This is a genomic window from Kandleria vitulina DSM 20405 (assembly GCF_000702065.1).
In the GTDB taxonomy this organism is placed as follows: Bacteria; Bacillota_I; Bacilli_A; order Erysipelotrichales; family Coprobacillaceae; genus Kandleria; species Kandleria vitulina.
This window is the reverse complement of sequence record NZ_JNKN01000005.1, coordinates 123,419-149,318: the sequence shown is the minus strand read 5'-3', so window position 1 is coordinate 149,318 and position 25,900 is coordinate 123,419. Positions and strand designations below refer to the sequence as shown.

The following is a 25,900-nucleotide window of genomic DNA, read 5'->3' as shown; positions in this document are numbered from 1 at the left end:
AATTTTCACTTTTATTTTATTTAAGAAAAAATAATTGTAAATAGAGTGACTTTTATTTGACACGCAATTTTAAGAAAAGAGAATCATTTTTACATCAGTGTGCCTTTTTATATAAAATGGGATTATTTTGATAAATAAAAAAGACAGGATTACTCCTGTCTCTATGATAATTGCAAAATATTAATAAGTAAGATCCAGCTCATTCCATAGTATGTCACCACTGCAACAAGGTCATTGATGGTTGTGATCAATGGACCAGAGGCAACAGCTGGGTCGATGTTGATCTTCTTGAAGAACATTGGAATAAGTGTACCAACGGCACTTGATATTAACATAGCTGTAAATAATGAAATACCGATGCATCCTGATACTGAGAAAGCGAAGAGCCATGCTCTTGCTTTAAAGAAATGAATGTAAAGTCCAATGAAGATAAATGATAATGAGCCAAGCATGACACCATTACATAATCCGACTTTCATTTCTTTTAAGACAAGCTTTACTTTATCACCGGCAGTAAGCTTCTCATTGACAAGTACTCTGATTGTTACCGCAAGAGATTGTGTACCGACGTTTCCGGCCATGTCTAGAATCAGTGACTGGAAGGCCATGATGATTGTCAATTGGGCAATGATCTTTTCAAAGATGCCAACGACACTTGATACAATCATTCCTAATCCTAATAAGATCATAAGCCAAGGCAAACGTTTTCTGATACTTAATGCCAATGGTTCTTTTAAGTCATCTTCGGCAGTTAAACCGGCGAATCTCGCGTAGTCTTCTCCCATTTCGTCATCTACTACTTCGATTAATCCCTGAGATGTGATAACGCCTAATAGCTTATTAGAGTTATCCAATACTGGAATGGAATCTTCTGAGTAGTCTTTTAATTCTTCAATACATTCATCAATGGATTCACTTGCATAGACATATGGGAATGCTGTCATGATGAGATCTTCTAGATTATCTGTCTTTCTTGCGATGATGAGATCCTTTAAATCAATGGCACCATAGAATGTATTGTTTTCATCTACTACAAAAATAATAGAAATATTATCATTCTCTTCAGCCTGTGTCACAAGTTCTTTCATGGCCTGTGGTACAGTCAGGTTTTCTCTGATCACAATATAGTTAGTTGTCATACGACTACCAATTTCATCATCATCAAAGGCAGAGACCATCTGGATTTCTTTTCTGATTTCTGGATTGAGGAAGTCAATCAGGAAATCTTTTTTATCTTTGTCTAATTCTTTTAAGATAAATGAAGCTGTATCAGGTTCTAATTCAGAAATGACATCTGCGACTTTACGTATATCCATTTCATTGAAATATCTTACTGCTTCATCTTCATCTAGATATTCAAAGAAGTCTGCCAGCATTGTCACTGTTGCAATGCGATAGAGTTTCTTTCTGTCTTTTACGTCTAGATATTGCATGGCTTGTGCAATATCGTTTTCATGATAATCTTCTAGCTGTTCCCTAATGATCTTAGGTGTCTTATTACTTGTAATAATAGCTTTTATTTCTTGTATAAGTTCTTCTCTATTCATTTGTCTCCTCCTATATTTTCTTTTATAAGAGCAGATCACATATCATTATCAATGAAAACAAACAAATAGATCAATAAAAGCAAATAGATGTGGCTGCATTAATCATGTCGTTTGCATACATTGGTAGATATATCTTCTGCGCTCGACCATCAGGATCATAATTATCACTATTTCTCATGCAACCACCTTCTTTCTCTCATATGTAGTTAGTATAACATAGTATTTTTTTTGTGTCACGACTCTACCTTGTAGTCATTGCATCTTTAAATGCCTGACTTTCACTTTTAATGAGTTCACTCATACATGTAAGTAGTTCTTTTCTTTTTGAAGCAGGCAATTTCTTTGATTCCATTATAATCATGGATAGACTTTTGAGCTTCTTCTCCTTGAAATCCCCTATTGTCTTATGACCAGTTGCTTCTATTAATGAGAAGGTCGTGTTGACTACTTCTTTTCTTGTATTATCATCAATATCTTCTAGCCAGCTTCCTAGCCCAATGCTAAAGAGTGTGCTTAACTTGCTTAAGCTTGCTCTTTGAAATTGATGACTTTCTGTCTGCCAGGTAAATGCATCATGTTGAAAGAGACCTAAGGCATCACTCTTGATCACAATGGCTTCCTTTTCATAAGAAAGCATCAGCCCCACCGCTGCCATGTCTGGCACAATGTGAATAATGCGTGACTTAAGTTCTTCATACTCTTTTGATTGAAGCACTTCATGACGAAAACCAGGTCCATCATGGGAATAGACCTTCTTGATTCTCTTCTTGATATCTTGATCACAATAAGTGGCACCATATACTGCAAGATGACCGCCTTTAGAATGTCCTCCTACGAGGATATCCTTATCTGAATAATAATGACCTACTCTATTTATATAAGATACAGCTGCCTTTTGGCTTTCTGTATCGGACATGGAACTTAGAAGAAAATCTTCTTTCCACCCTACTACGCTTTGATCTGTTCCTCTAAATGCGATAAAGATGAAATGATCAAAAAGAAAAGTGATGGCAGAAAACTGCTTGTTTGTTGCTTCTTCTATCTCATTAATATAATGGGACAATTTCATTGATGAAAAGCGTTCCCCCAGCAACATATCTTTAAAAAGAAGCGGTGCTCTTTTGGTAAAGGTTGCTTCTTCTTCAATCTCTTCTCTATTATGATGAAGAAAGAACTCGTCATTAACATCCTGTAATGAAATTGATGATGATTCTACGATCTTCTCAAAATCAATATAGGCTAGTTCAGATAAAATCAGACTATCCACTTCATTGAACTTTGAAACAGTAAATGGTACATCATTACGCCATGATAAATAATCTAGAATGTTCATGAAATCACTCCCTTACAAATATAGTAACATAAATAAAATGAAACAAACGAAAAAAGAAACCCTATGACAGGGTTTCTTCAAGCAGTGAAGCAATGGCTTTCGCCATGCGGTTCATGGCGTCCTGAATATGATTTCCAGGATTCATTTCAAAGTCTGTCTTGATTCCTTTTTCTTTGTAGTAAGAAACAAGAGATGACGTATGCTCTTCCACTGTTTTCAATAAAGCATGTCTTGTACGTGCTTCTTTGTCTCCAAGTGAGAAGTAGATATAATCTGGTTCTACTTTAAGTTCATGGTCTTTGACATATTCTAAAAAGTTAGGGAACCAGAAAGATCCCGATGCACTCGCAATACGTGAGAAGATATCAGTGTGATATAAGGCGTAGATTGAAAAGAGTCCTGCCAATGAGTATCCTGCAAGTGCCTTGTATGTTGGTTTGTTTTCAAGATGAGACAAGGCCCAAGGCATAATCTCATTTAATAATGTCTCAAGATATAGATTGGCCTTGCCGCTGCATCCATGATCTCCTTTAAAAAGCGGTGGTGCTATCCATGGTGACATGTCTGCGTCCCAATCGAGATGAGCGATAACCAATAATGAGAAAGGCTGTGACGTCTTTTCTTTTATAGCTTCATAGATTGATTCGTTTTCTTCAAAGACATGAAGTACGATTAATGGGGCATCCTTTTCACTTGATGGATAAAGGGCAATATGTTTGTCTTTAATATGAGTCGTATACATTTTTATTTCTCCTTCAATTGAAGATAATCATGCATATCTTCAAAATACAAATTGTAATACATTTTCTTGGCTGCTTTAGAACTTTCTAAATAAATCTTATCTGCTCTTTCTTGTGATTGTGTAATAAGCCATTGACAGATTGCTCTGCCGTATCCACGGTGGCGGTATTCTTTTTTACAGTAGACATTCATCAGATAAGCACATTTACCTGAAGGATTATCTGGTGAAGGCATTTCTTCATAGAAACAGACGCCCCCGCAACATACTGCTTTATCGCCAAGAAATCCTACGGCTGCAATATGTGTATCATCCTTTAAATGAGTCTTATAGTATTCTTTATTGGCATTTTTTAACTCTTCTGTTTCTTCTTGATGAAATACATGTTTAAGAACTTCCATTCTTAATTCTACAAGCATGTCTAGATCTTCTAAGCTCATTTTTTTAATCACAAGTTCCATTTTTATCTCCTTTCAATATGAGGCAATCTTTCTGTGTCTACTTTTCCATTTGGGGTGAGTGGCATATCTTCTATTTCAATAATATATTCTGGAATCATATAGTCTGTAAGATAATCTTTTAGATAGTCTTTGATTCCATCTAGAGTGGCTCCTTCTTCTTTGACAATATAAGCAATCATATAGGAAAGATTGTTCTTGTCTTTTTTAGCATCAACATAAACTTGTCTTATATCATCTGAATTGGCCATCACATTTTCTACTTCAGAAATCTCTACTCGTTTTCCATAAATCATAATCTGAGAATCTTTACGATGAAGAAAAGCGATATCCCCAGATGGCAGTTCATATCCTAAATCTCCACTTCTATATAGTCTTTTTCCTTTATAATTAATAAAAGCCTTATTTTCTTCTTTACGATTTCCAATATAGCCATTGGATACACCTTTTCCTGCAATGCAGATTTCTCCTGTTTCACCTTTGTTTACTGGTTGAAGATCATCTAAAAGAAAGACTTCTACATTTAAGACAGGCTTTCCTACGGGATAAGTCCCATCTTCAAGAACTTCACCCTTAGAGCAGTTATAATAAGTGGCACATACTGTTGTTTCAGTTGGTCCATAGGTATTATAGACTGTAACTTTATCGACAAGATGATCACAATATGATCCTCTTAGTACGTCTCCTCCACTGATCAGTAATCTTAAACTTGATGGCAACTCATCTAATTCATTGATTTCTTGAATAAGATAAGGGAAACCGCTCATGATTGTAATATGATGTTTTTCTACAAACTTCATTGTATGTGCTACATCTTTATGATCTTCATCAATAATAGCTAAAGTTATACCATTAATCAATGAGGCAAAAACTTCTTCTACAAAGATATCAAAGGAACAAACTGAATACTGCAGCATGACATCATCTAAAGTAAGATTAAATTCATTAGCAAAAGCTTGACTGTAATGAATGACATTATGATGAGCCACGGATATTCCTTTTGGTGTTCCGGTTGTTCCTGAAGTATAAAGAACATAGGCTTCACTTTGACTAGTAGATTCATTCATGACTTCTTTATCTTCTATCATAAATCCTTCATCTACAATAACAGTATCTTTATGAGTTAAATTCTGATATTGACTATTTGCAATAATAACATCAGCTTGTGATTCTTCCATCATGTAATAGATTCTTTCTTTAGGAAAGAATGGTTCTACAGGAACATAGCCTGCTCCTTTTTTTAGTACGGCTAATATTGACGCAATCATTTCTACAGAATGATTCATAATGATTCCTACTCTATCTACTCGATGAGGTAGCCTTGAGGCAATAGTGTTAGCTAATAAGACAAGTTCATTCCAAGTTAATTCTCTATTTTTATCCTTAATTGCAATATGATCAGGATATTGTTTTCTATTTAATTCAATGTAATCAATGATGGACTGCATATTGATCTCCTATCTGTATCATTTTTCATGAGATTTGATTCAGTAAAAAAACAATCTAGGTTACTATGCATATGCGCATTTTAACATGATTGTCTTCTTTTTCAAAATGATACAATAATAAATCAAAAACAATGACAGTCTACAAGATGATCATTGACCATCCCAATTGATTGCATAAATGAGTAAGTGATAATAGGTCCCACATAGACAATTCCTCGTTTCTTTAGATCTTTAGAAAGAGCCTGCGAGATTTCTGATTGAGTCGGTATTTCTTCTAAATGATGCCAATGGCCTACAATCTGTTCACCATCTATAAACGACCAAAGGTATTTATCAAAACTTCCATATTCTTCTTGAATACGTAACACTGCTAATGCGTTCTTTCTTACGCCAAAGATCTTATTGCGATTGCGAATGAGATCTTTATTTGTTAATAATGCTTCTAGTTCTTCATCGCTCATCTTGGCACACTTTTCGATATTGAAATCATGAAATGCTTTTTTATAGGCTTCTCTTTTATGAAGGATAATACTCCATGATAAGCCTACGCTTGCGCCTTCAAGACAAAGCATTTCAAATTGAAACTGATCATCATGATTGATCTTGCACCATTCATGATCATGATAATCTTCCAATAACACATCTCCCATTGCCCATGACTGACAGACATCCAATTGTTTCATATGTTCTCCTTATGTTCGCTCATATAGCGTTCTATTTCTTCTTTCGTAAGCTTTCTTGCGTTCCATCATAAAAACTGGTTTTGAAGCTTACAGACTTTCTCTTTGTTTTTTCAAGATAATGATGAAGCTCTTCATCATTAACAATGATCTTATAAGATATTCTACCACGAGATTAAAATTCATATATGCTACATGCTTACTTATTCATATAATCAATGGAATATGATTATTAAGACAATCACGTGTATATAGTAATAGTGTTATTTTTTATCTGTTGTCAATAAAACAGCTTTTCATAAAAAACATCTTCTAGCAAGACATTAATTTATAGACAAGTGGAGAAAAGAACGGATTCACTATGGAATAGTAATCTTCTTTACTCATTGATGATGTAGATAGTATTTCATAGAGGACACCTTGTTCTTCTACTTTACAATGCAGCTGTCTAAAGCCGTTCTTATTATAGAATGATAATCTCCTTCTTTGTCATCATATCATCTTGAAGAGAAGAATCAATAAAGAAAAGACATCACAAGGATGTCTTTTCTAATCAATTTGGCTCTATAATAAGAGGCCTAGGCCTCTTTTTTTAAACAAGAATGATCATTAATAGAACATAAACAAACAATGAGAAGATCATTGTTAAAGAACTCATCATGGCACAAAGCTTTTCTTGTGCTTTAAGTTCTGTCGCAAAAATAATAGTAGCCCCTGCAATTGGTGCAAAGACCGCAATGATCAATGTTTTCTTTAGTAATGGATCAAGTGGAAGAATCATGAATAATCCAGTAAATACTAAAGATAAGAATAAACGAGATACAAAGATCTTGAACATGCCTTTACTAAATGCTTTATCAATAACAAACTCTAATTGAAGTCCAACCATGAACATCATCAAGAACATATTGGCACTTGCTACAGGAGAAATAAGTGTAATAAATGTTTTAGGTAATGTGATATGAAAGATTGATAAAAGCAACAATACAAAATATGTATCTACTGGTATGGCACTTAATAATCTTTTAATGATTGCTTTTATATCTGTCTTATTAGAAGCATCAAGTACACTTGATGCATAAGCGGCACTGCCACCAAGGCAGATAATGGAATTTCCAATATCAAACATAGCCAGATAACCAATAGCAGTGGATGGCAGAAAAGTAAGACAGAAAGGAATTGCAAGATTACCAATAGAAAAGCCTGAGCAGTTTAATATGTAAGATGCCTGTGCCTCGCGTGTTTGCTTATGACCTGTAATATATTTACCAAAGAACATGGCGATAATGTTTGTAACTAATCCTATAAATAATGCGATAATCATCCAATAGGAAAATGTAGCGCCATTGAAACCAACAATCAATGCACAAGGCAGTGTAAATGTCATGACTATATTTCCAATGAAGTTCCCATCACCTGATACGAGTTTCATCTTCTTGCTCATATATCCTAATATGATACATACAAAAAAACTACATGCTGTTAAAATAACATCAAACATAATCCTCACCTCACCTTTATTATAATAAACATGATGTCTGTTTCTAAGAAAAACAAGGCAGTTATAAAAAAGTCATTATTTTGTCATTTATGTTCTTTTTGATATAATGAACATGCAAAGATAAAAACGCAATGTACATGTACTAGAGTCGGTAGGTAGCCAGTCCGTCCCATCTTTATAATGGGGTAAGTAACCCTCCCTCCTTGGGTTGTCCATTCTTTGTATTTTCTAAATAAGGAGGAATACAAAGTGCAGACAAAATGTAAACTGACAGTGTTTTTTGAATCTCCCTTTTGGGTAGGTATCTTTGAACGTATTGAAGATGAACAATTGACAGTCTCTAAAATCACCTTCGGCAGTGAACCGAAAGATAATGAAATCTATGATTTTATTATTCATCGTTTTCATACTTTACGATTTAGTTCACCTGTTGATGTCAAAGAGAAGAAGAAAGTCATCAATCCTAAACGTAGAATACGACTTGTAAAAAAACAGATGAAAGATGCTGGTGTGGGAACAAAATCTCAGATGGCTTTAAAGAAGCAGTTTGAAGAAAATAAGCTTCAGCATCGGCAAGAGAAAAAGAAGTTAACTCATATAAAGAAGCAGCATCAGTTTGAATTGAAGAAACTTAAAAAGAAACAGAAACACAAGGGACATTAACTCTACACAAAAAGCGATCATGATTATACATGATCGCTTTTATACTGAATGATCTAAGCAATAAGACTGCTCTACAATCACATAAAGCATTGTTCTTGCTCTTGTACCAGCAATGTACATATATTTTGAGAAATTCTTATCTAATATTTTTTCTACGTCTACAAGGATAATGATTTTTGCATCCAATCCTTTTATACCTTGTATAGTCGCATATCTTGGAAGAGATGATTTTTCATCAAAGTTTTGCCCTAGTTCATTGACCTTAAAGTTAATCTGTGAAAGAAGAGAGTTCTCATATTTTTTTGGGGATAAGAAAAGGACATCTGATAGTTCAATTTGTTCTTCACGTAAATGTCTAATTAATGTCTTGATCTTCTCTTTAAATTCCTTATTCTCAGAAAATACAAGTGTCTGCACTTCTTCTCCATTCTCACTCATGTAGTCATTAATTTCTATTCCACTTATCTTTGATGTGTATTTTGCAATCTGGACAGTATTACGACAGTTTACAAATAAGTATGTAAAAACATGATTATATGATTTAATGATTTCCATTCCATCATTATATTCTGAATTATAGATATTCTGATGTTCATCATAGAATATGGCCCATTCCCCATTTTCAAATCCATCTTTTAGTAGTGAGTCCAATGCAAATAGAAATACCGGCTTAATGATGTCTTGTCCTTCATCTATGACAATGACATCATATTTTAATTCATTAAGTTTTGTATCTGATAACTCGCTTACCCAATTTAAAAATTCTTCTGGCATTTGTTCACCAAAATATTTATTGGGATTTTCTTTCACTTTAGTGTCATCAATTTTTATATATTCTCCAAATAATGCGTGAATATTGATAACATCAATATTTATATACTCTTCAAATTGTTTCTTGATACTGTTGATGAGATTCTTATTATAAGCAAGATATAATACCTTCTTTCCCTGTGTTGCTTGTTCTGTTGCATAACGCATTGCCAAGACTGTTTTTCCTGTTCCGGCACCACCTTGTATAAGAATACGAGGCTGTGTGCGTAATGCATCAATAACTTTATATTGTTCTCTTGTAAGACGGATCATTCGTTTTTCTAAACTGTTAATTTCATCTCTTAATGTAGGAATAAAGCAGAAATCTCCTCTTAAATAATCTACAATTTCTTCGATATCTTCTTTTGAGAACTTGGTGTTTTCTCTTGGATGTCGTGATTCCCAATAATCAAATATTTCATTAATATAACATGTTATATCTTCTGTAGAATTATCAAATATGATTTCAGGAATCATTTCTTCTGAATATGAGTTGAAATAAATATCTGGAAAACAGACACCACAGGCCATATTGAAGTATGTGAAGTGATAATCATTTTTAAACCTTTCTCTAAGCGCCTGCATAAGACTGTACATATTGCCTGTGACTTGTGCAAAGGGGCCCTCTGTCTTTTTTCTTTGAATACCATATCGATCAGTGAAGACCCATTTTCCTTCTTGACACTCTACTCCCCCTCCTTTTATTTCAAGACAAGCTATTCCTCTTTTACATACAATCACGAAATCTACTTCTCCATATTTCTTATCTTCATGTCTTGGTAATCCCAATGAATGCAGCACATACGCATCTTCTAGATTTAGTTCTTGTAATATTTCATACATCTGTTTTTCAGCATTGCTTTTTACTTCTTCTCCAATATAGGGAGGAATAAATTTTACCATGTTTTCATCTCTTTTCTTTTATTTATATATAGTTTATTAATAAATAATTTCATCTCTTTACTAATAGAGTTAGGCTTATGATTATGGACATAATGACCACATTCGAGCTTAAGCAGCTTAGCGTGTGTTAAATGAGAAGCATAATCTTCTTGTAATTGAATCCAGTTTTTTACTGCAATTTCTTTTCCATAAAAAACATATAGCAACATAGGAATATCTATCTTATGAGATTGCTTAATCTCTTTTGTAGATTTTTAGAAACGATAGCACGATAGATTGTTTTTTTGGTTGAAGAAGAAAGCAATGTGCTATCCTGATAAAATAATCTAACTAGTCCTAATTGTCTTCCTAATTTTCCTATTTTCATTATTTAAGTTTATCCTTCAAGAATTCTTTAACAAATTCTAAATCATGATTAGTGATAATGGGAATTAACTCTTGAATGTCTTCAATTGATTGATCCCACCATTTGTATTTTAACAATAAGGAAGTTAGTTCATCATCAAAACGTTTACGAATTAATCTTGCAGGATTTCCTGCAACAATTGTATACGCCTCAACATCACTTCCTACAACACTGTTGGCACCAATAATGGCACCATCGCCAATATGGACACCGGGCAAAATGGTTGCATTTTGTCCGATCCATACATCATTGCCTATGATGGTATCTCCTTTAAGAGGAAGGTCTTCAATAGAAGGTGCGTTCATGTTCCAACCTTCTAATGTATAAAATGGAAATGTGCTCACAGCATTCATCTGATGGTTAGCGCCATTCATAATGAATTCTACACCACTTGCGATCTGGCAGAATTTTCCAATGATTAATTTATCATTGTTCCATTCATACAAATGGGTAACATGACTTTCAAATTCTTTATCTGCCATATAAGTGAAATCACCAACTATGATATTGGGATTACTGATTGTTGGCTTTACATATATTTCTTGATCATATCCAGCAATGGGATGAATTGTATTTGGATCTGGTTTTTTCTTGTTTTTCATCTATACCACTCTCCTATTAGAATAATTTTACAGGCTACATGTATTCTTGTAAATAAAACAAAGAGATACTCTTAGTAAGTATCTCTTATATCTTCATCTTAATATGTTTTAACTTGTTCTTTTGGAAAGCATAAAAGACAACTTTACCTTTCGTATCAAAGACACCCGCCTGCCCACGAGAGCTCCACGAAAGTGAAGTCTTTTTTATCTTAATCTTTTTAATAGATTTATGAGTGACCTTGAATAATGTCAAAGACTTTTTATGTGTAGGATAAACAATACTGTTATTAGAAACAGCTGGTGAAGATTCCATACTGAATCTTCCCAGGCCTGATTTATGACAAAGCTGTTTACCATTTGTATTATATAAATACATATGCCCTACTCCATGATGATCAGTGGCTGTTAGTATAAAACAATTTACTTTTGGCATGTAGCTAACACTATAGTTATAATATTGACACTTTATTTTCGAAACAGCTTTTGGATTAGAAACTTTTCTTGTTTTTAAGTTAAATGTAGCCATCATAAGCTTTGTATATTTTTTATTAGGAACAATTTTTTGCCATAAAATAAAAGCTTTATTCTTTGACCCCGCTACAAGTGGCCAATCGTAGCGACTTGATGTATTCGCTATTTTAAATGTCTTTTTATTGTTTCCAACTGAATTCATTATGGTAATATAGATCTCTTTTCCAGTTCCACGATTAAGAATACCATCTTTATTGATCCATCCTTCATCACAGACGACTACAAATGTATTGCTTACACTTGTGACATGTCCAGAATGTCCTCCATTTTTTATAATTGTTTTATAAGGATCATAAGATACAACATTGTTAAGATTTTTATCAAAGATCGCATATCGCTGCATGACACCATAATCTCCTACCGCATTGCCATCTTCAAATGTCACTAAGATATGTCCATCAGCACATTGCGAAGCACTAGAGGGTTCCTGTGCTTCATGTGCTGATACAAGTGTCTTTTTTATAGTATGACCGTTTCTATAAATCATCCCATAGACGTCATGTGTCCAGTCTCCATTCTCACTTGTCTTTTGTGCACTCGCCCAAATGACATTATATCCTTTCTTAGAAGTCTTTAACACATTAATGCCATGTGATTGTTCCCACTCATCCCAGATATCGACTTGTGATCTTGCAGATATAGGATGTGAACTGTGAATCTTATAAATACATAAAGCAAAAATAAGCATAATCACCATTATGCCTATACTCCATTTTTTCATTGTTTCCACCTCTTATTATTCCTAAACTATACATCTATTATCATAACATTATTTAATAATAAAGGGGATATCTTCAAGATATCCCTCTTATTGTTTTCTTGTTAATATAGCACCTGCAATTAATCCAATAAGCAAAAAAGGTGAAAGTCTCACAAAGACAAATTCAAAAGCATGAATAAAAGTTCCCATGACAGCTGTTTCTGGATCACTGTAATCCCATGTTAAATAGGGACTACCTACTAATACAATAATCAGAAATGTTAATAATATTAAGACAGCTAATCCCACAAATGAGTAATGCAAGATTTTTCTTTTTAAAGTTTTTCTGCGAGCCAACTGAAGATTAATAGCTTCCAATCTTTCAGAGATGACTTTTAAATCATCTGGTTTTGTTTCACTCACCTTTTCTCCTAAAAGCACACTCACTGGTGTCTCAAGAACATCAGATATAGTAATAAGCATGTCAGAATCAGGAACTGATAATCCTCTTTCCCATTTTGATACTGTCTGTCTTACGACATTTAATTTAATCGCAAACTCTTCCTGAGAAAGTCCTTTGGATTTTCTTATTGTTTTAATGTTTTCATTTAACATATTGAAAACCTCCTTTCTCCATCATTCTAGTCTTACAGTGTGCGTTGCCTCAAGCAACGCATGTTAACAATAGCAAATAAGCCTATTTTTCATTAGTATATCATTCTGTTGCATCGTTATCTATAATTGTTAACATGTAAAAAAGGATCCCAACTGGAATCCCTTCTATTTCTTGATTAATAATACAATAGATTCAATGTGATTAGTCTGTGGGAACATATCCACTGGTTGAGCAATGACTGCCTGATAGCCATGTTCTTGTAGATATGCAACATCTCTTGCCTGGGTTGCCACATTGCATGAGATATAGACAATCTTTTCAGGAGAAAGTGTCATCATCTGATCTAGGAAGAGTTCTGAACATCCTTTACGTGGTGGGTCAACCATGACTACATCGATAGTCTTATGTTCATTAGCACACTTTAACATGAACTCTCCTGCATCCTGACAAGTAAATTCAATATTAGAGACATGATTTCTTTTAGCGTTCTCTTTAGCGTTCTTGATAGCGTCAGGTACGACTTCTACACCGTAGACCTGCTTGACATGATTAGCTAAAGATAAACCGATAGTCCCAATGCCACAGTATGCATCAATGACAGTTTCATCACCCTTGAAGTCAGCAAATTCAATGGCTTTCGTATAAAGCTTTTCTACTTGTCTTGGATTGATCTGATAGAAAGATTTCATGCTGATGTGATAGCGTTTATCTAATAAAGTATCTTCGATGACATCTTCTCCATAAAGAAGAATTTCTTCATCTCCTAAGATCACATTGTCATGTCTTTCATTGACATTTTGAATAACTGATTTGATTTCAGGAAACTCACTAGCAAGAATAGAAGCAATATGAGAAAGATGTTTGACTTTCTTCTTGTAAGTAATAAAGACAACCATTCCCTCATTAGTATGCGTACCATATCTTGTTAAGACATGCTTGATGATTCCTTTATGTGATTGTTTATCATAAGGTAGAATATGATATTCTTCAAAAAGCTGTTTTGCTCTAAGTGTAACTTCATTAGAAAAAGTATTCTGAATATGACAGTGATCCTGATTGATAATATCGTTGGTACGCGCTTTATAGAATCCACTGACAATTCTGTTGTCTTTCATGCCGAATGGGACTTGTACTTTATTACGGTAATGATAAGGAACATCATCCATGATTGTATCAAGAACTTCTACATCACAATGACCAATCTTATGAAGTGTTTCTTTGACACGCTGTGTCTTAAAGATTTTCTGTCCTAATTGACTCATATGCATCAATTGGCATCCACCGCATTGCTTATAGACTTCACATACTGGTTCTTCTCTATGCTCAGATGTCTTGATAAGCTTAACTACTCTACCTACACAGTAGTTCTTTAATACCTTAATGATTTCTATTTCTGCTTCTTCATCAAGAATAAGATTTTTTACAAATACGGCTGTGCCTTCATGTTTTACAACACCAAGACAATCGTGTGTATAATCTACACATTTACCTATAAAACGATCTTTCTTTTTCATAATATTCCCTCAAAAAAAGCGAGTGTTTAGCTCGCTTTTACTTCTTTGCTTTCTTATAAGTACTTTCATCTTTGATGGATGCATAAGTGAAACTAAAACTATCTTTACCAGCAAGCTTAGTACCATAGATTGGGAAATCACTATTTCCATCACATGTCATATAGATGTATGCTTCAAACTGTCTTACTTTATTAGAGTAGTTAAACAATTCACTATAAGAAGAACCGCTGTAGCTGTTCTTTCCTGCTTTTTGATCGACAAGCTTAACTGCTTCTTTGACAATCTTTTCTGCAGTTGCAGCCTTTGTGCCAGATGCAAACTTGATATCGAATCTCAATTCTTTACATTGAATAGAAATATTGATGTTTTCAATGCTAGAATGTTTGTTCTTCATTTCTGTTTCAGTTTCTCTTAATACAGAAGAAGAAAGACTTAAGATTCCTTTACATCTATCTCCATAGACTGGTCCATCATCTCTACCTGCCACAAATAGAAGTGTTCCTCCTCCTATTGCAAGGACAGCGAGTACAATTAAAGCAATCTGCCATTTTTTAAGTTTGAATTTACCTTTAGATTTTTTATCTACTGGTCTTCTGTTGACTCTTCTTTTTTCACCTTCAGTAAAAGTAAATTTACTTTGATTTACTTTTGTCTGTCTTTTTGGTGATGATGATCTTCTACCTGTAGAAGATTCATCATTATCAAAACTAAAGTGTTTTTGCGCCATTTTTTATCACCTACTATTAACAATATTCTATCAAAAATATATTGTTTTGTATAGCTTAGTTTATTCTTTCTTTTAACATGCTAGAAAGCAATTCATTTGTTTTGCGAGGGTTGGCCTGCCCTTTTGTAGCTTTCATAACCTGACCAACTAGATATTTAATAGCATGATCTTTACCGTTCGCATAATCCTGAATTGATTTAGGATTGTTGTCGAGTACTTCATTAATTAAGGCTACAAGAGTAGCTTCATCAGAAATCTGTTTCATGCCTTTTTCTTCAACGATCACTTCTGGATCTTTGTTTTCTTTCATCATGATTTCAAAGACTTTTTTAGCCTGTTTAGATGAAATAACTGATTCATCGATGAAGTTGATTAATTTTGCAAGATATTCAGGATTTAATGTGATGTCATCATATGAATGACCTTCCGCATTCAAGTATGCCTGTACATCTCCAATTAACCAGTTAGAAGCTGCTTTGTAATTGTTTGTGTACTTGATTACTTCATTGAAATATTCTGATTCAGTTTTTGTAGAAACAAGAATTTTAGCATCTACAGTAGGAATATCATATTCTTCTACGTATTTCTTTACTCTTTCTCTTGCCATCATTGGTAGATTAGCTTTGATTTCTTCTACCCATTCATGACTGATACGTACTGGAAGGATATTTGGTTCAGTATAGTACTTGTAGTCAACCGCATCCCCTTTAGAACGCATTGGTACTGTTTCCTTGTTTAATTCATCATAACGCATTGTCTGCTGGATGACTTCTCCACCAGAAAGCAATACTTTTTCTTGTCTTAATGATTCATATTCCAAAGCTTTCTGTACATTGGAAATAGAGTTCAAGTTCTTGATTTCTGTTCTTGTACCGAAAGTTTCACTACCGTAAGGACGAATTGATACGTTGACATCGCAACGCATTGAACCTTCTTCAAGTTTAGCATCTGATACTTCTGTATAAAGGAAGATCTGTCTTAATGCTTCAAGATAAGCAGCTGCTTCAGCACCTGAACGAATACATGGTTTTGTTACAATTTCGATTAGTGGGATACCTGCACGGTTGTAGTCAAGTAAAGTGTATTTTGAAAGATGTAGCTGTTTAGCTGTATCTTCTTCCATATGAAGACGTTCAATTTCAATCTTCTTTTCTTTACCGTTGACTTCAATCATAAGATAACCATTTCTACCAATTGGTCTTTTATCCTGTGTGATCTGGAATCCTTTTGGTAGATCGGCATAATAGTAGTTCTTACGATCAAAACATAATAGTTCGTCAATGTCCATATGTAATGCATGACATACTCTTAGGGCGTATTCTACACCTCTTTTATTAAGAGCTGGCATTGTACCAGTCATACCCATATCAATTTCATTGACCATTGTATTTGGTGCTTCACCGAATGTTACAGGAGCGCCAGAGAACATTTTAGATTTTGTCTTTAACTCACAATGGACTTCTAATCCAATAACTTGTTCAAAATTCATCTCTTAACCCTCCCTTTTAAACTGATTCTTTAATCCTAATTCTTCTTCTAATGCATATGCTGTATTTAATACAGTCTGTTCTTCAAATAAACGTCCCATCACGTTAACTGCGATTGGCATACCATCTACAAAACCTGAAGGCAATGTTAATGATGGTGTACCAGCAAAGTTACCTAATGCTAAATGGTTTTCTAGAATTAAGTATTCATCGCTTAAACGATCATCGTTGGCTTCATCTACCAATGGTGCAACGCTACCACAGTTTGGTGTAAGAATGATATCGTAGTCATCATAGATTTTATTAAGTTCTTCTACGATAATTCTTCTTACCTTCTGTGCTTTTCTGAACATCTTTTCCTGATTTTCTGTCGCTAATGCTAAGTTACCAAGAATGAAACGTCTTTTGATATGTGCACCAAATCCATTTGTTCTTGAGTTGATCATAACATCATCAGGTGTTTCTCCTTCTTGTCTATTACCATAACGGATACCATCTAGACAAGAGTGGTTTGATGTTGCTTCTGAGTTAGCAATGATTGTATAAGAAGGTAAGATTGTTCTTAATAATGTCTTATCCATAGTTACATCTTCGACTGTTGCACCTAGCTTCTTGAATATATTAACAACCATTTCAAAGTTTTCTTTGATTTCTTCATTTCTGATTTCATCAGAAACTGATCTTAAGACACCAATTTTTACATTTTTGATATCACTAGTTAAATGTTCAATATAATGTGGAACTTCCTTGAATGATGATGTCATATCACGATCATCTCTACCAGCCATAGCTTCAAGTACAATAGCGGCATCTCTTACGTTTCTTGTGAACATTCCCATATGATCTAATGATGAAGCATAAGGGATAACACCATAACGAGAAATACGTCCCCAAGATGGCTTAAATCCAACGATACCACAGTATCCTGCAGGTTTTCTAATTGAATCCCCAGTATCACTTCCTGTCGCAAATGGTACAAGACCAGAGGCTACTAAGGCAGCACTTCCTCCTGATGAACCACCAGCAATACGGCGTACATCCCATGGGTTATAGACAGGTCCAGTCAATGCGGACTTGTTTGTACCACCCATTGCTAATTCATCCATTGATGCTTTCCCTACTAGATGTACTCCATGTTTAGAAAGCTGATCTACTGCGAATGCATTATATACTGGTACATAATCTTCTAGCATACGACTTGATGCAGTTGTCTTAATGCCTTTTGTATTGTAGTTATCCTTTAATACATAAGGAATACCTGAAAGAAGATCATTTTCATCAAATTCATCAAGGTTCTTCATTGCTTCATCTTTTGTGATTGTGACAAACGCATTAAGACGTTCCTGCTGAACTTCTGCTTCTTTCATGAGTTCTTCATAATATTCATGGATATCAATTTTCTTGTTTTTTAATAATTCATGTAATTCTTCAATTGAATAAGTGACCATTTATCCTACCACCTTTGGAACTTTGATTTGCATAGCCTGTACATCCTTACAGTTCTTAAGTGCATCTTCTCTTGAAATCATCTGTACAGGTTCGTCTTCTCTAAGGAAAGTTGTTTCTATTTCATAAGGGAATGCCAATGGGGCAACTCCTTCTGTATCTATTGCATCCAACGCTTTAACATGGTTCATGAAGACATGGTATTCTTCACGTAGCGCAGGCATTTCTTCATCGGTAATATTGAACATAGTCTTACGACCAAGTTCTTTTAACATTTCTTCTTCCATTATGCTCCTCCTACTGTTCAATAATTGTTGTGTGGGCACTTTCACCCTTGTTCTTAATAATAACGGCCATCAGTTTATCTTGTGAATAGACAAGACATTTAACCGTAAAATCAGAAGTAAACTTATTGCCAATATGATCAGCGAGCACTGATGTAATATAAAGCAATTCTGTATACGTCTTAATATTGAAATGGGCAGTAATCTTCATGGACTGAATTGTCTTATTGATATACTGCGCTTCTCCTACTAGTCCTGCTGCTTCAGTAGAAGATTTCTTGACTACATCTTTAATAGTAGAGAAATCTGCATAAGTTGTAGGATCTAGTGCTTTAGCACGACTGCTAGTAAATGTCACGTTTTCATGAACAACTCTGCTCATGCCACCTACTTTGCCATCACTGCAGTAAGCCTGATAGATATAATTTCCGTTGATTTCTGATTTTTCATTATCATTAGCCTGATAAATTGTAATTAAACAAGGAATATCTTTCAAGCTTTTTTTCTTCTTTTGAATATACTCATAGAGTTTCTTGATGGCTGTATTAGAAAATGATTTGATTGTCGCATCACTCATTTTCTTGTCTAGCTTCTTATTATCTTCTGTTCTTGGATCAATAATGATCGCAAAAGATAATCCTGACAATTCATACTTTGTACCGGATTTCTTGTAGTAATCCTGTTCTGTTAAATTGTCTACCATAATGGGATCTTTAACACCATCAAGAGTATTTCCATGTTCTACCTGTAAAGTATAGTTATACTGCTTATCTTCCTTCTTCACATTAGCCCCGTCTCTTTTTAAGAGCTGAGACAAGTCATTATTGTTGAGCTGTCTTCCTTCAGCTAAATAATAAGAAGATGTTGAATAGTGTGAAGTAGAAAGAATCTGTAGTCCTGATCCAATTGTGACTAGATCTTTCGTATTGCTAAATTCCAAGTAAAAGTTTTCACTGTTTGTACCTCTACCAGTATTGATCATATTGTAATAATCACCTGTAAAAGATTCAGTGGAAGCTGTTGACCCTTTGGATGTAGGTGCCTTTGAAGATCCTCCACATCCTGTCAATATACATAGTGCAACAACTGCACTTAAAGTTTTTTTCATCATAGATCTGCTACCTCCAAGAACTCTTCTTCATTCATAATACGAATGTTAAGAGACATGGCTTTGTCATACTTGCTGCCAGGATCTTTTCCCACAATGACAAGGTCTGTCTTCTTTGAAACACTACCTGTCACATTAGCATTATGTGCGCTTAGATAATCTTTGATTTCTTTACGTTTCATATGCTCAAGTGTACCTGTAACGACAATTGTCAATCCGCTGAATGGATTATCAACGCTTGCCACTTCCTTCAAGTAAGTCATATTAAGACCTAACTCTTTAAGATGGGCAATGGTTTCCATATTCTTAGGATTGCGTTTATAGTTAGCAAGATTTTCACAGATGGTATCTCCTACATCCCTGATGGATGTAAGTTTTGCATAAGACGCATCAAGAAGCTGATCTAGTGTCTTGAACTCTTTTGCTAATGTATCTGCCATCTTTGCACCAATACCACGAATGCCAAGACCAAAGAGAAGCTTTTCTAAAGAGTTTTCTTTGCTTTTCTCAATGGCTTCAATCATATTATCCATGGATTTTCTTCCAAATCCTTCGATATCGATGATTTCTTGTTCATGTTCTTTTAAATGATAAATATCTTCAATAGAAGAAATTAATCCTAAAGAATAGAACTGTTCAATAATACGATCTCCTAAGCCATCAATATTCATGGCATCACGTGATGCAAAATGAATGATCTTCTCAATAACCTTAGAATCACATGCTTCATTTAGACAGTAGTAAGCAGCTTCATTTTCTTTTCTTGATAAAGGTTCACCGCAAGTCGGACACACCTTAATCATCTCAAAAGGACGTTCACTGCCAGTACGTCTTTCTTTTAAAGAACGCACAACTTCAGGAATAACATCTCCTGCTTTTCTGATGATGACATCATCACCGATGCGAATATCTTTCTTCTTGATATTATCTTCATTATGCAAAGTCGCTCTTTGCACTAATGAACCAGCAACACGTACCGGATTCAATACCGCATTTGGTGTAATCTGTCCTGTACGACCGATTGTAAAGACAATATCTTTCAATTTCGTAATCACTTCTTCAGCCGGGAACTTATAGGCAATAGCCCATTTTGGTACCTTGGCTGTAAAGCCTAAACGCTCTTGTGATGCAAGATCGTTGACTTTAATGACGATTCCATCAATATCGTAAGGAAGCGAATCTCTCATCTCTGCTGCCTGATTGATGAAATCCCATACTTCAGTGATCGTCTTCGCCTTAATGATATGAGGGTTGACCTTAAAGCCAAGCTCTTTCATTTTTAATAGGCACTCCTCATGAGTATGCGCACCAATCTGTGCAGGTTCAGGTACATGATAAAGATAAGCATCCAATCCCCTTGATGCTGCTACTCGCGAATCAAGCTGACGAACACTTCCTGCGGCCGCATTACGGCAGTTCGCAAATTCCTGAAGGCCATCCTTACGTCTGGCTTCATTAAGTTTATTAAGAGAAGCACGTGGCATGATGATTTCTCCGCGTACTTCTAACGGTCCATCAAAATTGATTTTTAATGGAATGGACTTGATGGTTTTGACGTTATGGGTGATATCTTCCCCAATTGTTCCATCCCCTCTTGTCGCAGCGTACTGCAGATAGCCTTCATCATAGACTAAAGATACTGATAAGCCATCAAGCTTCAGTTCTGCAATATACTCAGGATTTGGAATTGTCTGTGTAATACGTCGATCAAAGTCCATCACTTCTTCTTCATTAAAGATATCTCCTAATGACATCATTGGTCTTGTATGCGTAATCTTACGAAAACCATCTAACACCTGTCCCCCGATTCTTTGACTAGGAGAATCAGGTGTCTGCCATTCAGGATGGGCTTGTTCAATATGGATCAGCTCATCCATCAATGTATCATATTCCTGGTCACTGACAGTCGGCTGATCTTGAACATAGTATTCATAATTGTATTTATTTAGTAGTTCCTTAAGTTCATTAAGTCTCTCAATTGTCATTTTTCTTCACCATTCCTGTTGTATTATAACAAATAATCATTTACATTAAAACCTCATTCTTCCCCTAGCTAGCGAGTCTCTTTAAGGCTTTATGATTAGACATCAAAGTCTTGATGCCATGGGGCACATTAAAAGCAATATCAACAGTACGCTCATGAACACCAATGACAACCCCTTTACCAAATACCGAATGTTCTACAAGATCGCCATTCTTCCATTCTCCCACTTCATTATCACCAATCATTTCTTCTGGTGTTTCTCCTACTTTAATGTAGTTTTCCGTCTTAAAGCGAGAAGGTGTTCCGACATGTTCCACAAAATCTCTTCCTACTTCATTAATGAAACGAGAAGTCATCTTTGGTGATTGAGAGACAAAGCTATATCCTTGACTATCCGTTAAATACAGTCTCTTCTTAGCTCTAGTAAAGGCTACATAGGCAAGTCTTCTTTCTTCTTCAATACCATCATCCCCTTCTTCTTCAATAGAACGAATAGATGGGAAAATGTTTTCTGACATGCCTGTCACAAAGACATAGTCAAATTCAAGACCCTTGGCCATATGAATACTCATCAAGGAAATATAGTTTTCTGATGTGGCATCATCTTGTGTTGTATATAAAGCAATATCCTGAAGATATTCCTCTAAAGTCGCATTCTCAGGATGCTCTCTCATATAGGTAGCGATGGAATTCTTTAATTCCATCAAGTTGTCAATACGGCTTTCTTCATTGTTATTCTTTAACATATCCAGATAGCCGGTATCTTTCATAAGATCATCATACATCTCTTCAACTGACTTGATTGATGCTCTTGCCTTTTCAATAGCTTGTACAAAGTTTTTTAATTCCTTCTTTGCCTTACCACCAATTCCAATAGCATCGCTGTAGAAGCACAATGCTTCATAGTTGCTTAAATGATTATCAATAGCACACATCTGAATCTTTTCTAATGTCTTAGCACCCACGCCACGGCTTGGCACATTGACAATACGTTCAAAAGACAGATCATCATTGGAAACCACCAGTCTAAGATAGCTTAAGGCATCCTTGACTTCCTTACGGCTAAAGAACTTAAGTCCCCCAAAAATCTTGTAAGGCATATTCTTGCTAATGAGATCTTGTTCAATAGGACGAGAGAGGTAGTTAGCACGATAAAGAATACAGAAATCACGGTATTCGGCTTCTCCCTTATTGACTAAATCCAATATCGTATTGGTAATAAAATGTGTTTCTGAAGCTTCATCTTTACCAACATAATGAACAACCTTGTTGCCATCTTCTCCTTCAGTAAAAAGATCTTTTTCCAGTCTGTTCTTATTCTTTCTAATAAGATTGTTGGAAATCTCCAAAATGGTCTTAGTAGAACGATAGTTCTGATCTAGTATAACCGTCTTTACATTTTCATAGTCTTTATCAAAGTTAAGGATGAAGTTGACATCACTTCCTCTAAATGAATAGATTGTCTGATCAGGATCACCTACAACACAGACTGTGGATTGTTTTCCAAAGTAATGGATAAGCTGATATTCTATTTCACCAACATCCTGGAATTCGTCTACATGTACAAACTGGTATCGTCTTGACCATTTTTCTACGACATCTTCATTATCCTGGAAGAGTCTTAAGGTATTAAGAAGAAGATCATCAAAGTCCATCATGGCATGTGATTTATTATAGTCTTCATATAGCTGATAGATTTCTGCTTTGGTTTTTTCAATTGGTATTGAAGACATCTTCAATGCACGATCTGGAGAAATCATCGCAATCTTATATGATGAAATATAATTGATCATTGATTTTACTGTTAATGACTTACTTGATATTTCTTTTTCTTTAAATAGCTTTTTAATGAGTGCTTTCTGATCTTCTTCATCCATGATGATGAAATTATGTGGATAACCTAATAAAGAAGCATGCTGACGGAGAACTCTTACACATAAAGAATGAATAGTACAGATAGTTGCTCCAAATGCGGAAGCACCAAGTATCTTTTCTACTCTTTCTTTCATCTCATTAGCCGCCTTATTGGTAAATGTGATGGCTAAGATATTACGTGGGTTGACTCCTATTTCTTCAATTAGATAAGCAATTCTATATGTAACAACTCTCGTCTTCCCTGATCCTGCACCAGCGATAATACGCAAGTGTCCATCAAGGTATGTGGCTGCTTCTTTTTGTTTAGGATTTAATAGATTATCCAAATTCATATGTATCATCCTTTCGTTTTAGTGAAAACAAGAGTGCGTTGCACTCTTGTTAAAATTGATGTGATTTACCGACGATGTCGTTGACATCTTCGATTCCCATTTCATCAAGAATGGATTCCATTTCTTCAATGATTTTAGGACAAGCATAAGGATCTACGAGGTTGGCACATCCTACTTCTACGGCGCTTGCACCAGCGATCATCATTTCAATAGCATCTTTTCCAGATGAAATACCTCCCATTCCGATGACAGGAATATTGACGGCCTGAGAAACCTGATAAACCATTCTCAAGGCTACTGGGAAGATGGCAGGGCCAGAGTAGCCCCCTGTCTTATTTTTAATAATAGGTGCACCAGTCTTAATGTCAAAGCGCATACCTAATAAAGTATTGACCATAGAGATTCCATCAGCGCCAGCTGCTTCTACGGCTTTAGCGATAGCGACTATATCAGTGACATTTGGAGAAAGCTTGACATAGACTGGTTTTGAAGAAACCTTCTTGACTTCACGAGTGACTTTAGCTGCAAGTTCTGGATCTGTTCCAAACTGCATACCGCCTTCTTTGACATTTGGACATGAAATATTTAATTCCAAGGCACCGACAATGTCACTTTGTGAAAGTACTTTAGCTGTTTCAATATATTCTTCTAAGCTGTGTCCGCCCATATTGGCTAATACTTTTCCATTGAAGACATGGGAAAGCTTATCAAATTCTTCATTGACAACAGCGTGAACACCAGGGTTCTGTAGACCAATCGCATTAAGCATGCCGGCAGGTCCTTCCGCAATTCTTGGTAGAGGATTGCCATAGCGTTCTGTAAATGTTGTTCCTTTAGTAGCGATAGAACCTAATACATTAATATCATAAAATTTAGTGAACTCATATCCGAATCCAAATGTTCCACTCGCTGGAATGACAGGGTTTTTCATATCCAACCCTGGTAATGTAACATGTAACTTAGCCATTGACAATAACCTCCTCTGATTTAAATACTGGACCTTCTACACATACGCGCTTGTAGGAAGCGCCTTTTACTTTCATAGAACATCCCATGCAGGCACCAAAACCGCAGCCCATTCTTGCTTCAAATGAAAGATAGCCATTGTCTGGATAAGCTTTCACTAAGGCATTAAGCATTGGTACTGGTCCACAGGCATAGTATTTATCAAAAGAAAGATTGTTTTCTTTAATCGCATCAATCACTGTGCCCTTTACGCCATAGCTGCCATCCATAGTTGCAACATAGACTGGACATAGTGCTTCAAATTCTTTGATATAGAACATATCTGACTCTTTCCCAAAGCCAAATACGGCACTGACTTTTACGCCTTCTTCTTTTAATTTCTTGACAAGATTATACATTGGTGGAACCCCAAGTCCTCCTCCAATCACAATGGCTTCTTTAGCCTCATAATCAATAAATCCATGTCCTAATCCAGTTAAGAAATCCATCTGGTCTCCGACCTGTTTTTTTGACATGAGCTTAGTGCCTTCTCCTACAACCTTGTAGATCATCTTGATTGAATGTTCATCATAATCACAGATGCTCATTGGTCTTCTTAAATAAGGTGTCATATCATCTGTAATCTTAATATTCACAAACTGGCCTGGCTCCTTGATATATTTAGCTGCGTCCCCTTCTACAACCATTTCAAATACATCTTTTGTCAGTTCCTTGTGAGACGAAATTGTCATCTTCCCCTGATAATTCATTTCTTCTTTCCTACTTTCCATACTTATTTACTATTTTTTCGTTGACATAGGCAGGTACGAGTGCCGATACATCACCTTTGTGTGATGCAATTTCTTTAACTGAAGATGATGATATAAACATCTGAGATAGTCTTGTCATAAGAAAGACTGTTTCAATATCTTCTGCTAAATACTGGTTGGTATAAGCCAACTGTGATTCATATTGATAATCCTGAGTCGCTCTTAGTCCTCTAACTAGTGCACTTGCACCAATCTTACGTGCATATTCTACGGCTAGATCGTCACTTGAATCAACTACAACGCCTTTTAAATGACTTGTAGCTTGTCTTATCATCTCTAATCTCTCTTCTAAAGAAAACGCTGTTTTCTTATAAGGATTATAGAATATTACGACATGGATTTCATCAAATAACGACAAAGAGCGTTCAATGATATCAAGATGCCCATTTGTAATGGGATCAAACGTGCCTGCATAGACAGCTTTTCGCATA

General features: G+C 35.2%; 25 protein-coding genes. 1 reads left to right on the top strand and 24 read right to left on the bottom strand.

Translation table 11 applies throughout. The features are described 5' to 3' along the window. Window positions 1-161: 161 nt before the first annotated feature. From mgtE to T513_RS0102630, 7 genes are all read right to left on the bottom strand, one after another. Window positions 162-1,547, bottom strand: a complete 1,386-nt coding sequence (gene mgtE, locus T513_RS0102665; RefSeq protein ID WP_029072302.1) for a magnesium transporter — start codon at window positions 1,545-1,547, stop codon at window positions 162-164. A gap of 241 nt (window positions 1,548-1,788) precedes the next feature. Then, window positions 1,789-2,880 (bottom strand): Mbeg1-like protein, encoded by a 1,092-nt coding sequence (locus tag T513_RS0102655; protein WP_035876472.1) that lies wholly within the window; start codon window positions 2,878-2,880, stop codon window positions 1,789-1,791. Between the two features lie 61 nt (window positions 2,881-2,941). Next, on the bottom strand, window positions 2,942-3,622 hold the full coding sequence (locus tag T513_RS0102650) for an alpha/beta hydrolase (RefSeq protein WP_031588796.1): 681 nt from the start codon (window positions 3,620-3,622) through the stop codon (window positions 2,942-2,944). Window positions 3,623-3,624: 2 nt separating this feature from the next. Beyond that, window positions 3,625-4,080, bottom strand: coding sequence for a GNAT family N-acetyltransferase (locus tag T513_RS0102645; protein WP_031588795.1), 456 nt, complete (start codon window positions 4,078-4,080; stop codon window positions 3,625-3,627). Between the two features lie 2 nt (window positions 4,081-4,082). After that, window positions 4,083-5,525: an amino acid adenylation domain-containing protein gene (locus tag T513_RS0102640; protein ID WP_029070383.1), complete on the bottom strand. Its 1,443-nt coding sequence runs from the start codon at window positions 5,523-5,525 to the stop codon at window positions 4,083-4,085. A gap of 122 nt (window positions 5,526-5,647) precedes the next feature. Then, window positions 5,648-6,208, bottom strand: coding sequence for a DNA-3-methyladenine glycosylase I (locus T513_RS0102635; RefSeq protein ID WP_031588794.1), 561 nt, complete (start codon window positions 6,206-6,208; stop codon window positions 5,648-5,650). 589 nt (window positions 6,209-6,797) lie between these two features. After that, window positions 6,798-7,706, bottom strand: coding sequence for an AEC family transporter (locus T513_RS0102630; protein WP_029072296.1), 909 nt, complete (start codon window positions 7,704-7,706; stop codon window positions 6,798-6,800). A 249-nt stretch (window positions 7,707-7,955) separates the two neighbouring features. Here T513_RS0102630 and T513_RS0102625 point away from each other — a divergent pair, with 249 nt between their 5' ends. Continuing rightward, on the top strand, window positions 7,956-8,369 hold the full coding sequence (locus T513_RS0102625) for a YjdF family protein (RefSeq protein WP_031588793.1): 414 nt from the start codon (window positions 7,956-7,958) through the stop codon (window positions 8,367-8,369). A 39-nt stretch (window positions 8,370-8,408) separates the two neighbouring features. Here the strand turns inward: T513_RS0102625 and T513_RS0102620 are convergent, their stop codons facing one another. The 17 genes from T513_RS0102620 to coaD all read right to left on the bottom strand — a co-directional run bounded on the left by T513_RS0102620 (window position 8,409) and on the right by coaD (window position 25,899). Then, on the bottom strand, window positions 8,409-10,082 hold the full coding sequence (locus T513_RS0102620; RefSeq protein WP_031588792.1) for a nuclease-related domain-containing DEAD/DEAH box helicase: 1,674 nt from the start codon (window positions 10,080-10,082) through the stop codon (window positions 8,409-8,411). Beyond that, on the bottom strand, window positions 10,076-10,291 hold the full coding sequence (locus tag T513_RS0102615) for a hypothetical protein (protein ID WP_031588791.1): 216 nt from the start codon (window positions 10,289-10,291) through the stop codon (window positions 10,076-10,078). Before T513_RS0102615 ends, T513_RS0102620 begins: the two co-directional genes overlap by 7 nt. An 8-nt stretch (window positions 10,292-10,299) precedes the next feature. Beyond that, window positions 10,300-10,449 carry a hypothetical protein gene (locus T513_RS12145; RefSeq protein WP_155266057.1) on the bottom strand — a complete coding sequence of 50 codons (150 nt, stop codon included), beginning with the start codon at window positions 10,447-10,449 and terminating at the stop codon, window positions 10,300-10,302. After that, complete coding sequence (locus T513_RS0102605) at window positions 10,449-11,090, bottom strand: CatB-related O-acetyltransferase (RefSeq protein ID WP_031588790.1); 642 nt, start codon at window positions 11,088-11,090, stop codon at window positions 10,449-10,451. Before T513_RS0102605 ends, T513_RS12145 begins: the two co-directional genes overlap by 1 nt. 85 nt (window positions 11,091-11,175) lie before the next feature. Then, entirely contained in the window at window positions 11,176-12,342 is a 1,167-nt protein-coding gene (locus T513_RS12350; RefSeq protein ID WP_031588789.1) for a hypothetical protein, read from the bottom strand. A gap of 87 nt (window positions 12,343-12,429) precedes the next feature. Next, window positions 12,430-12,936 carry a helix-turn-helix domain-containing protein gene (locus T513_RS0102595; protein ID WP_031588788.1) on the bottom strand — a complete coding sequence of 169 codons (507 nt, stop codon included), beginning with the start codon at window positions 12,934-12,936 and terminating at the stop codon, window positions 12,430-12,432. A 165-nt stretch (window positions 12,937-13,101) separates the two neighbouring features. Beyond that, entirely contained in the window at window positions 13,102-14,451 is a 1,350-nt protein-coding gene (gene rlmD / locus T513_RS0102590; protein WP_031588787.1) for a 23S rRNA (uracil(1939)-C(5))-methyltransferase RlmD, read from the bottom strand. 37 nt (window positions 14,452-14,488) lie between these two features. Further along, window positions 14,489-15,178, bottom strand: coding sequence for a hypothetical protein (locus T513_RS0102585; protein WP_051551110.1), 690 nt, complete (start codon window positions 15,176-15,178; stop codon window positions 14,489-14,491). A gap of 55 nt (window positions 15,179-15,233) precedes the next feature. Further along, window positions 15,234-16,667 (bottom strand): Asp-tRNA(Asn)/Glu-tRNA(Gln) amidotransferase subunit GatB, encoded by a 1,434-nt coding sequence (gatB, locus tag T513_RS0102580; protein WP_029070374.1) that lies wholly within the window; start codon window positions 16,665-16,667, stop codon window positions 15,234-15,236. Between the two features lie 3 nt (window positions 16,668-16,670). Continuing rightward, window positions 16,671-18,113 carry an Asp-tRNA(Asn)/Glu-tRNA(Gln) amidotransferase subunit GatA gene (gene gatA / locus T513_RS0102575; protein ID WP_031588784.1) on the bottom strand — a complete coding sequence of 481 codons (1,443 nt, stop codon included), beginning with the start codon at window positions 18,111-18,113 and terminating at the stop codon, window positions 16,671-16,673. Further along, the gene (gene gatC, locus T513_RS0102570; RefSeq protein WP_029070372.1) at window positions 18,114-18,398 is read right to left on the bottom strand and encodes an Asp-tRNA(Asn)/Glu-tRNA(Gln) amidotransferase subunit GatC; all 285 of its coding nucleotides are present in this window, start codon (window positions 18,396-18,398) and stop codon (window positions 18,114-18,116) included. 10 nt (window positions 18,399-18,408) lie between these two features. After that, window positions 18,409-19,506, bottom strand: coding sequence for a CamS family sex pheromone protein (locus tag T513_RS0102565; protein WP_236700934.1), 1,098 nt, complete (start codon window positions 19,504-19,506; stop codon window positions 18,409-18,411). After that, entirely contained in the window at window positions 19,503-21,488 is a 1,986-nt protein-coding gene (gene ligA, locus T513_RS0102560; protein ID WP_029072288.1) for an NAD-dependent DNA ligase LigA, read from the bottom strand. The genes T513_RS0102565 and ligA overlap by 4 nt, the downstream gene beginning before the upstream one ends. A 64-nt stretch (window positions 21,489-21,552) precedes the next feature. After that, a complete protein-coding gene (locus T513_RS0102555) occupies window positions 21,553-23,694 on the bottom strand; it encodes an ATP-dependent helicase (RefSeq protein WP_031588783.1) in 2,142 nt (713 codons plus the stop codon). A 49-nt stretch (window positions 23,695-23,743) separates the two neighbouring features. Beyond that, window positions 23,744-24,661: a dihydroorotate dehydrogenase gene (locus T513_RS0102550; protein ID WP_029070368.1), complete on the bottom strand. Its 918-nt coding sequence runs from the start codon at window positions 24,659-24,661 to the stop codon at window positions 23,744-23,746. Continuing rightward, window positions 24,654-25,409 (bottom strand): dihydroorotate dehydrogenase electron transfer subunit, encoded by a 756-nt coding sequence (locus T513_RS0102545; RefSeq protein WP_031588781.1) that lies wholly within the window; start codon window positions 25,407-25,409, stop codon window positions 24,654-24,656. The genes T513_RS0102550 and T513_RS0102545 overlap by 8 nt, the downstream gene beginning before the upstream one ends. 10 nt (window positions 25,410-25,419) lie before the next feature. Further along, window positions 25,420-25,899: a pantetheine-phosphate adenylyltransferase gene (gene coaD, locus T513_RS0102540; protein WP_029070366.1), complete on the bottom strand. Its 480-nt coding sequence runs from the start codon at window positions 25,897-25,899 to the stop codon at window positions 25,420-25,422. Between the last annotated feature and the right edge of the window lies 1 nt (window position 25,900).

Bases quoted from the DNA above. Each gene is read 5' to 3' on its own strand.
- gatB (WP_029070374.1), bottom strand. From the start codon at position 16,667: ATGAATTTTGAACAAGTTATTGGATTAGAAGTCCATTGTGAGTTAAAG.
- gatA (WP_031588784.1), bottom strand. From the start codon at position 18,113: ATGGTCACTTATTCAATTGAAGAATTACATGAATTATTAAAAAACAAG.
- T513_RS0102545 (WP_031588781.1), bottom strand. From the start codon at position 25,409: ATGAATTATCAGGGGAAGATGACAATTTCGTCTCACAAGGAACTGACA.
- T513_RS0102585 (WP_051551110.1), bottom strand. From the start codon at position 15,178: ATGGCGCAAAAACACTTTAGTTTTGATAATGATGAATCTTCTACAGGT.
- T513_RS12350 (WP_031588789.1), bottom strand. From the start codon at position 12,342: ATGAAAAAATGGAGTATAGGCATAATGGTGATTATGCTTATTTTTGCT.
- T513_RS0102620 (WP_031588792.1), bottom strand. From the start codon at position 10,082: ATGGTAAAATTTATTCCTCCCTATATTGGAGAAGAAGTAAAAAGCAAT.
- rlmD (WP_031588787.1), bottom strand. From the start codon at position 14,451: ATGAAAAAGAAAGATCGTTTTATAGGTAAATGTGTAGATTATACACAC.
- mgtE (WP_029072302.1), bottom strand. From the start codon at position 1,547: ATGAATAGAGAAGAACTTATACAAGAAATAAAAGCTATTATTACAAGT.
- T513_RS0102595 (WP_031588788.1), bottom strand. From the start codon at position 12,936: ATGTTAAATGAAAACATTAAAACAATAAGAAAATCCAAAGGACTTTCT.
- T513_RS0102555 (WP_031588783.1), bottom strand. From the start codon at position 23,694: ATGAATTTGGATAATCTATTAAATCCTAAACAAAAAGAAGCAGCCACA.
- coaD (WP_029070366.1), bottom strand. From the start codon at position 25,899: ATGCGAAAAGCTGTCTATGCAGGCACGTTTGATCCCATTACAAATGGG.
- gatC (WP_029070372.1), bottom strand. From the start codon at position 18,398: ATGGAAGAAGAAATGTTAAAAGAACTTGGTCGTAAGACTATGTTCAAT.
- T513_RS12145 (WP_155266057.1), bottom strand. From the start codon at position 10,449: ATGAAAATAGGAAAATTAGGAAGACAATTAGGACTAGTTAGATTATTT.
- T513_RS0102635 (WP_031588794.1), bottom strand. From the start codon at position 6,208: ATGAAACAATTGGATGTCTGTCAGTCATGGGCAATGGGAGATGTGTTA.
- T513_RS0102650 (WP_031588796.1), bottom strand. From the start codon at position 3,622: ATGTATACGACTCATATTAAAGACAAACATATTGCCCTTTATCCATCA.
- T513_RS0102630 (WP_029072296.1), bottom strand. From the start codon at position 7,706: ATGTTTGATGTTATTTTAACAGCATGTAGTTTTTTTGTATGTATCATA.
- ligA (WP_029072288.1), bottom strand. From the start codon at position 21,488: ATGACAATTGAGAGACTTAATGAACTTAAGGAACTACTAAATAAATAC.
- T513_RS0102645 (WP_031588795.1), bottom strand. From the start codon at position 4,080: ATGGAACTTGTGATTAAAAAAATGAGCTTAGAAGATCTAGACATGCTT.
- T513_RS0102605 (WP_031588790.1), bottom strand. From the start codon at position 11,090: ATGAAAAACAAGAAAAAACCAGATCCAAATACAATTCATCCCATTGCT.
- T513_RS0102655 (WP_035876472.1), bottom strand. From the start codon at position 2,880: ATGAACATTCTAGATTATTTATCATGGCGTAATGATGTACCATTTACT.
- T513_RS0102615 (WP_031588791.1), bottom strand. From the start codon at position 10,291: ATGTTGCTATATGTTTTTTATGGAAAAGAAATTGCAGTAAAAAACTGG.
- T513_RS0102565 (WP_236700934.1), bottom strand. From the start codon at position 19,506: ATGATGAAAAAAACTTTAAGTGCAGTTGTTGCACTATGTATATTGACA.
- T513_RS0102640 (WP_029070383.1), bottom strand. From the start codon at position 5,525: ATGCAGTCCATCATTGATTACATTGAATTAAATAGAAAACAATATCCT.
- T513_RS0102550 (WP_029070368.1), bottom strand. From the start codon at position 24,661: ATGGCTAAGTTACATGTTACATTACCAGGGTTGGATATGAAAAACCCT.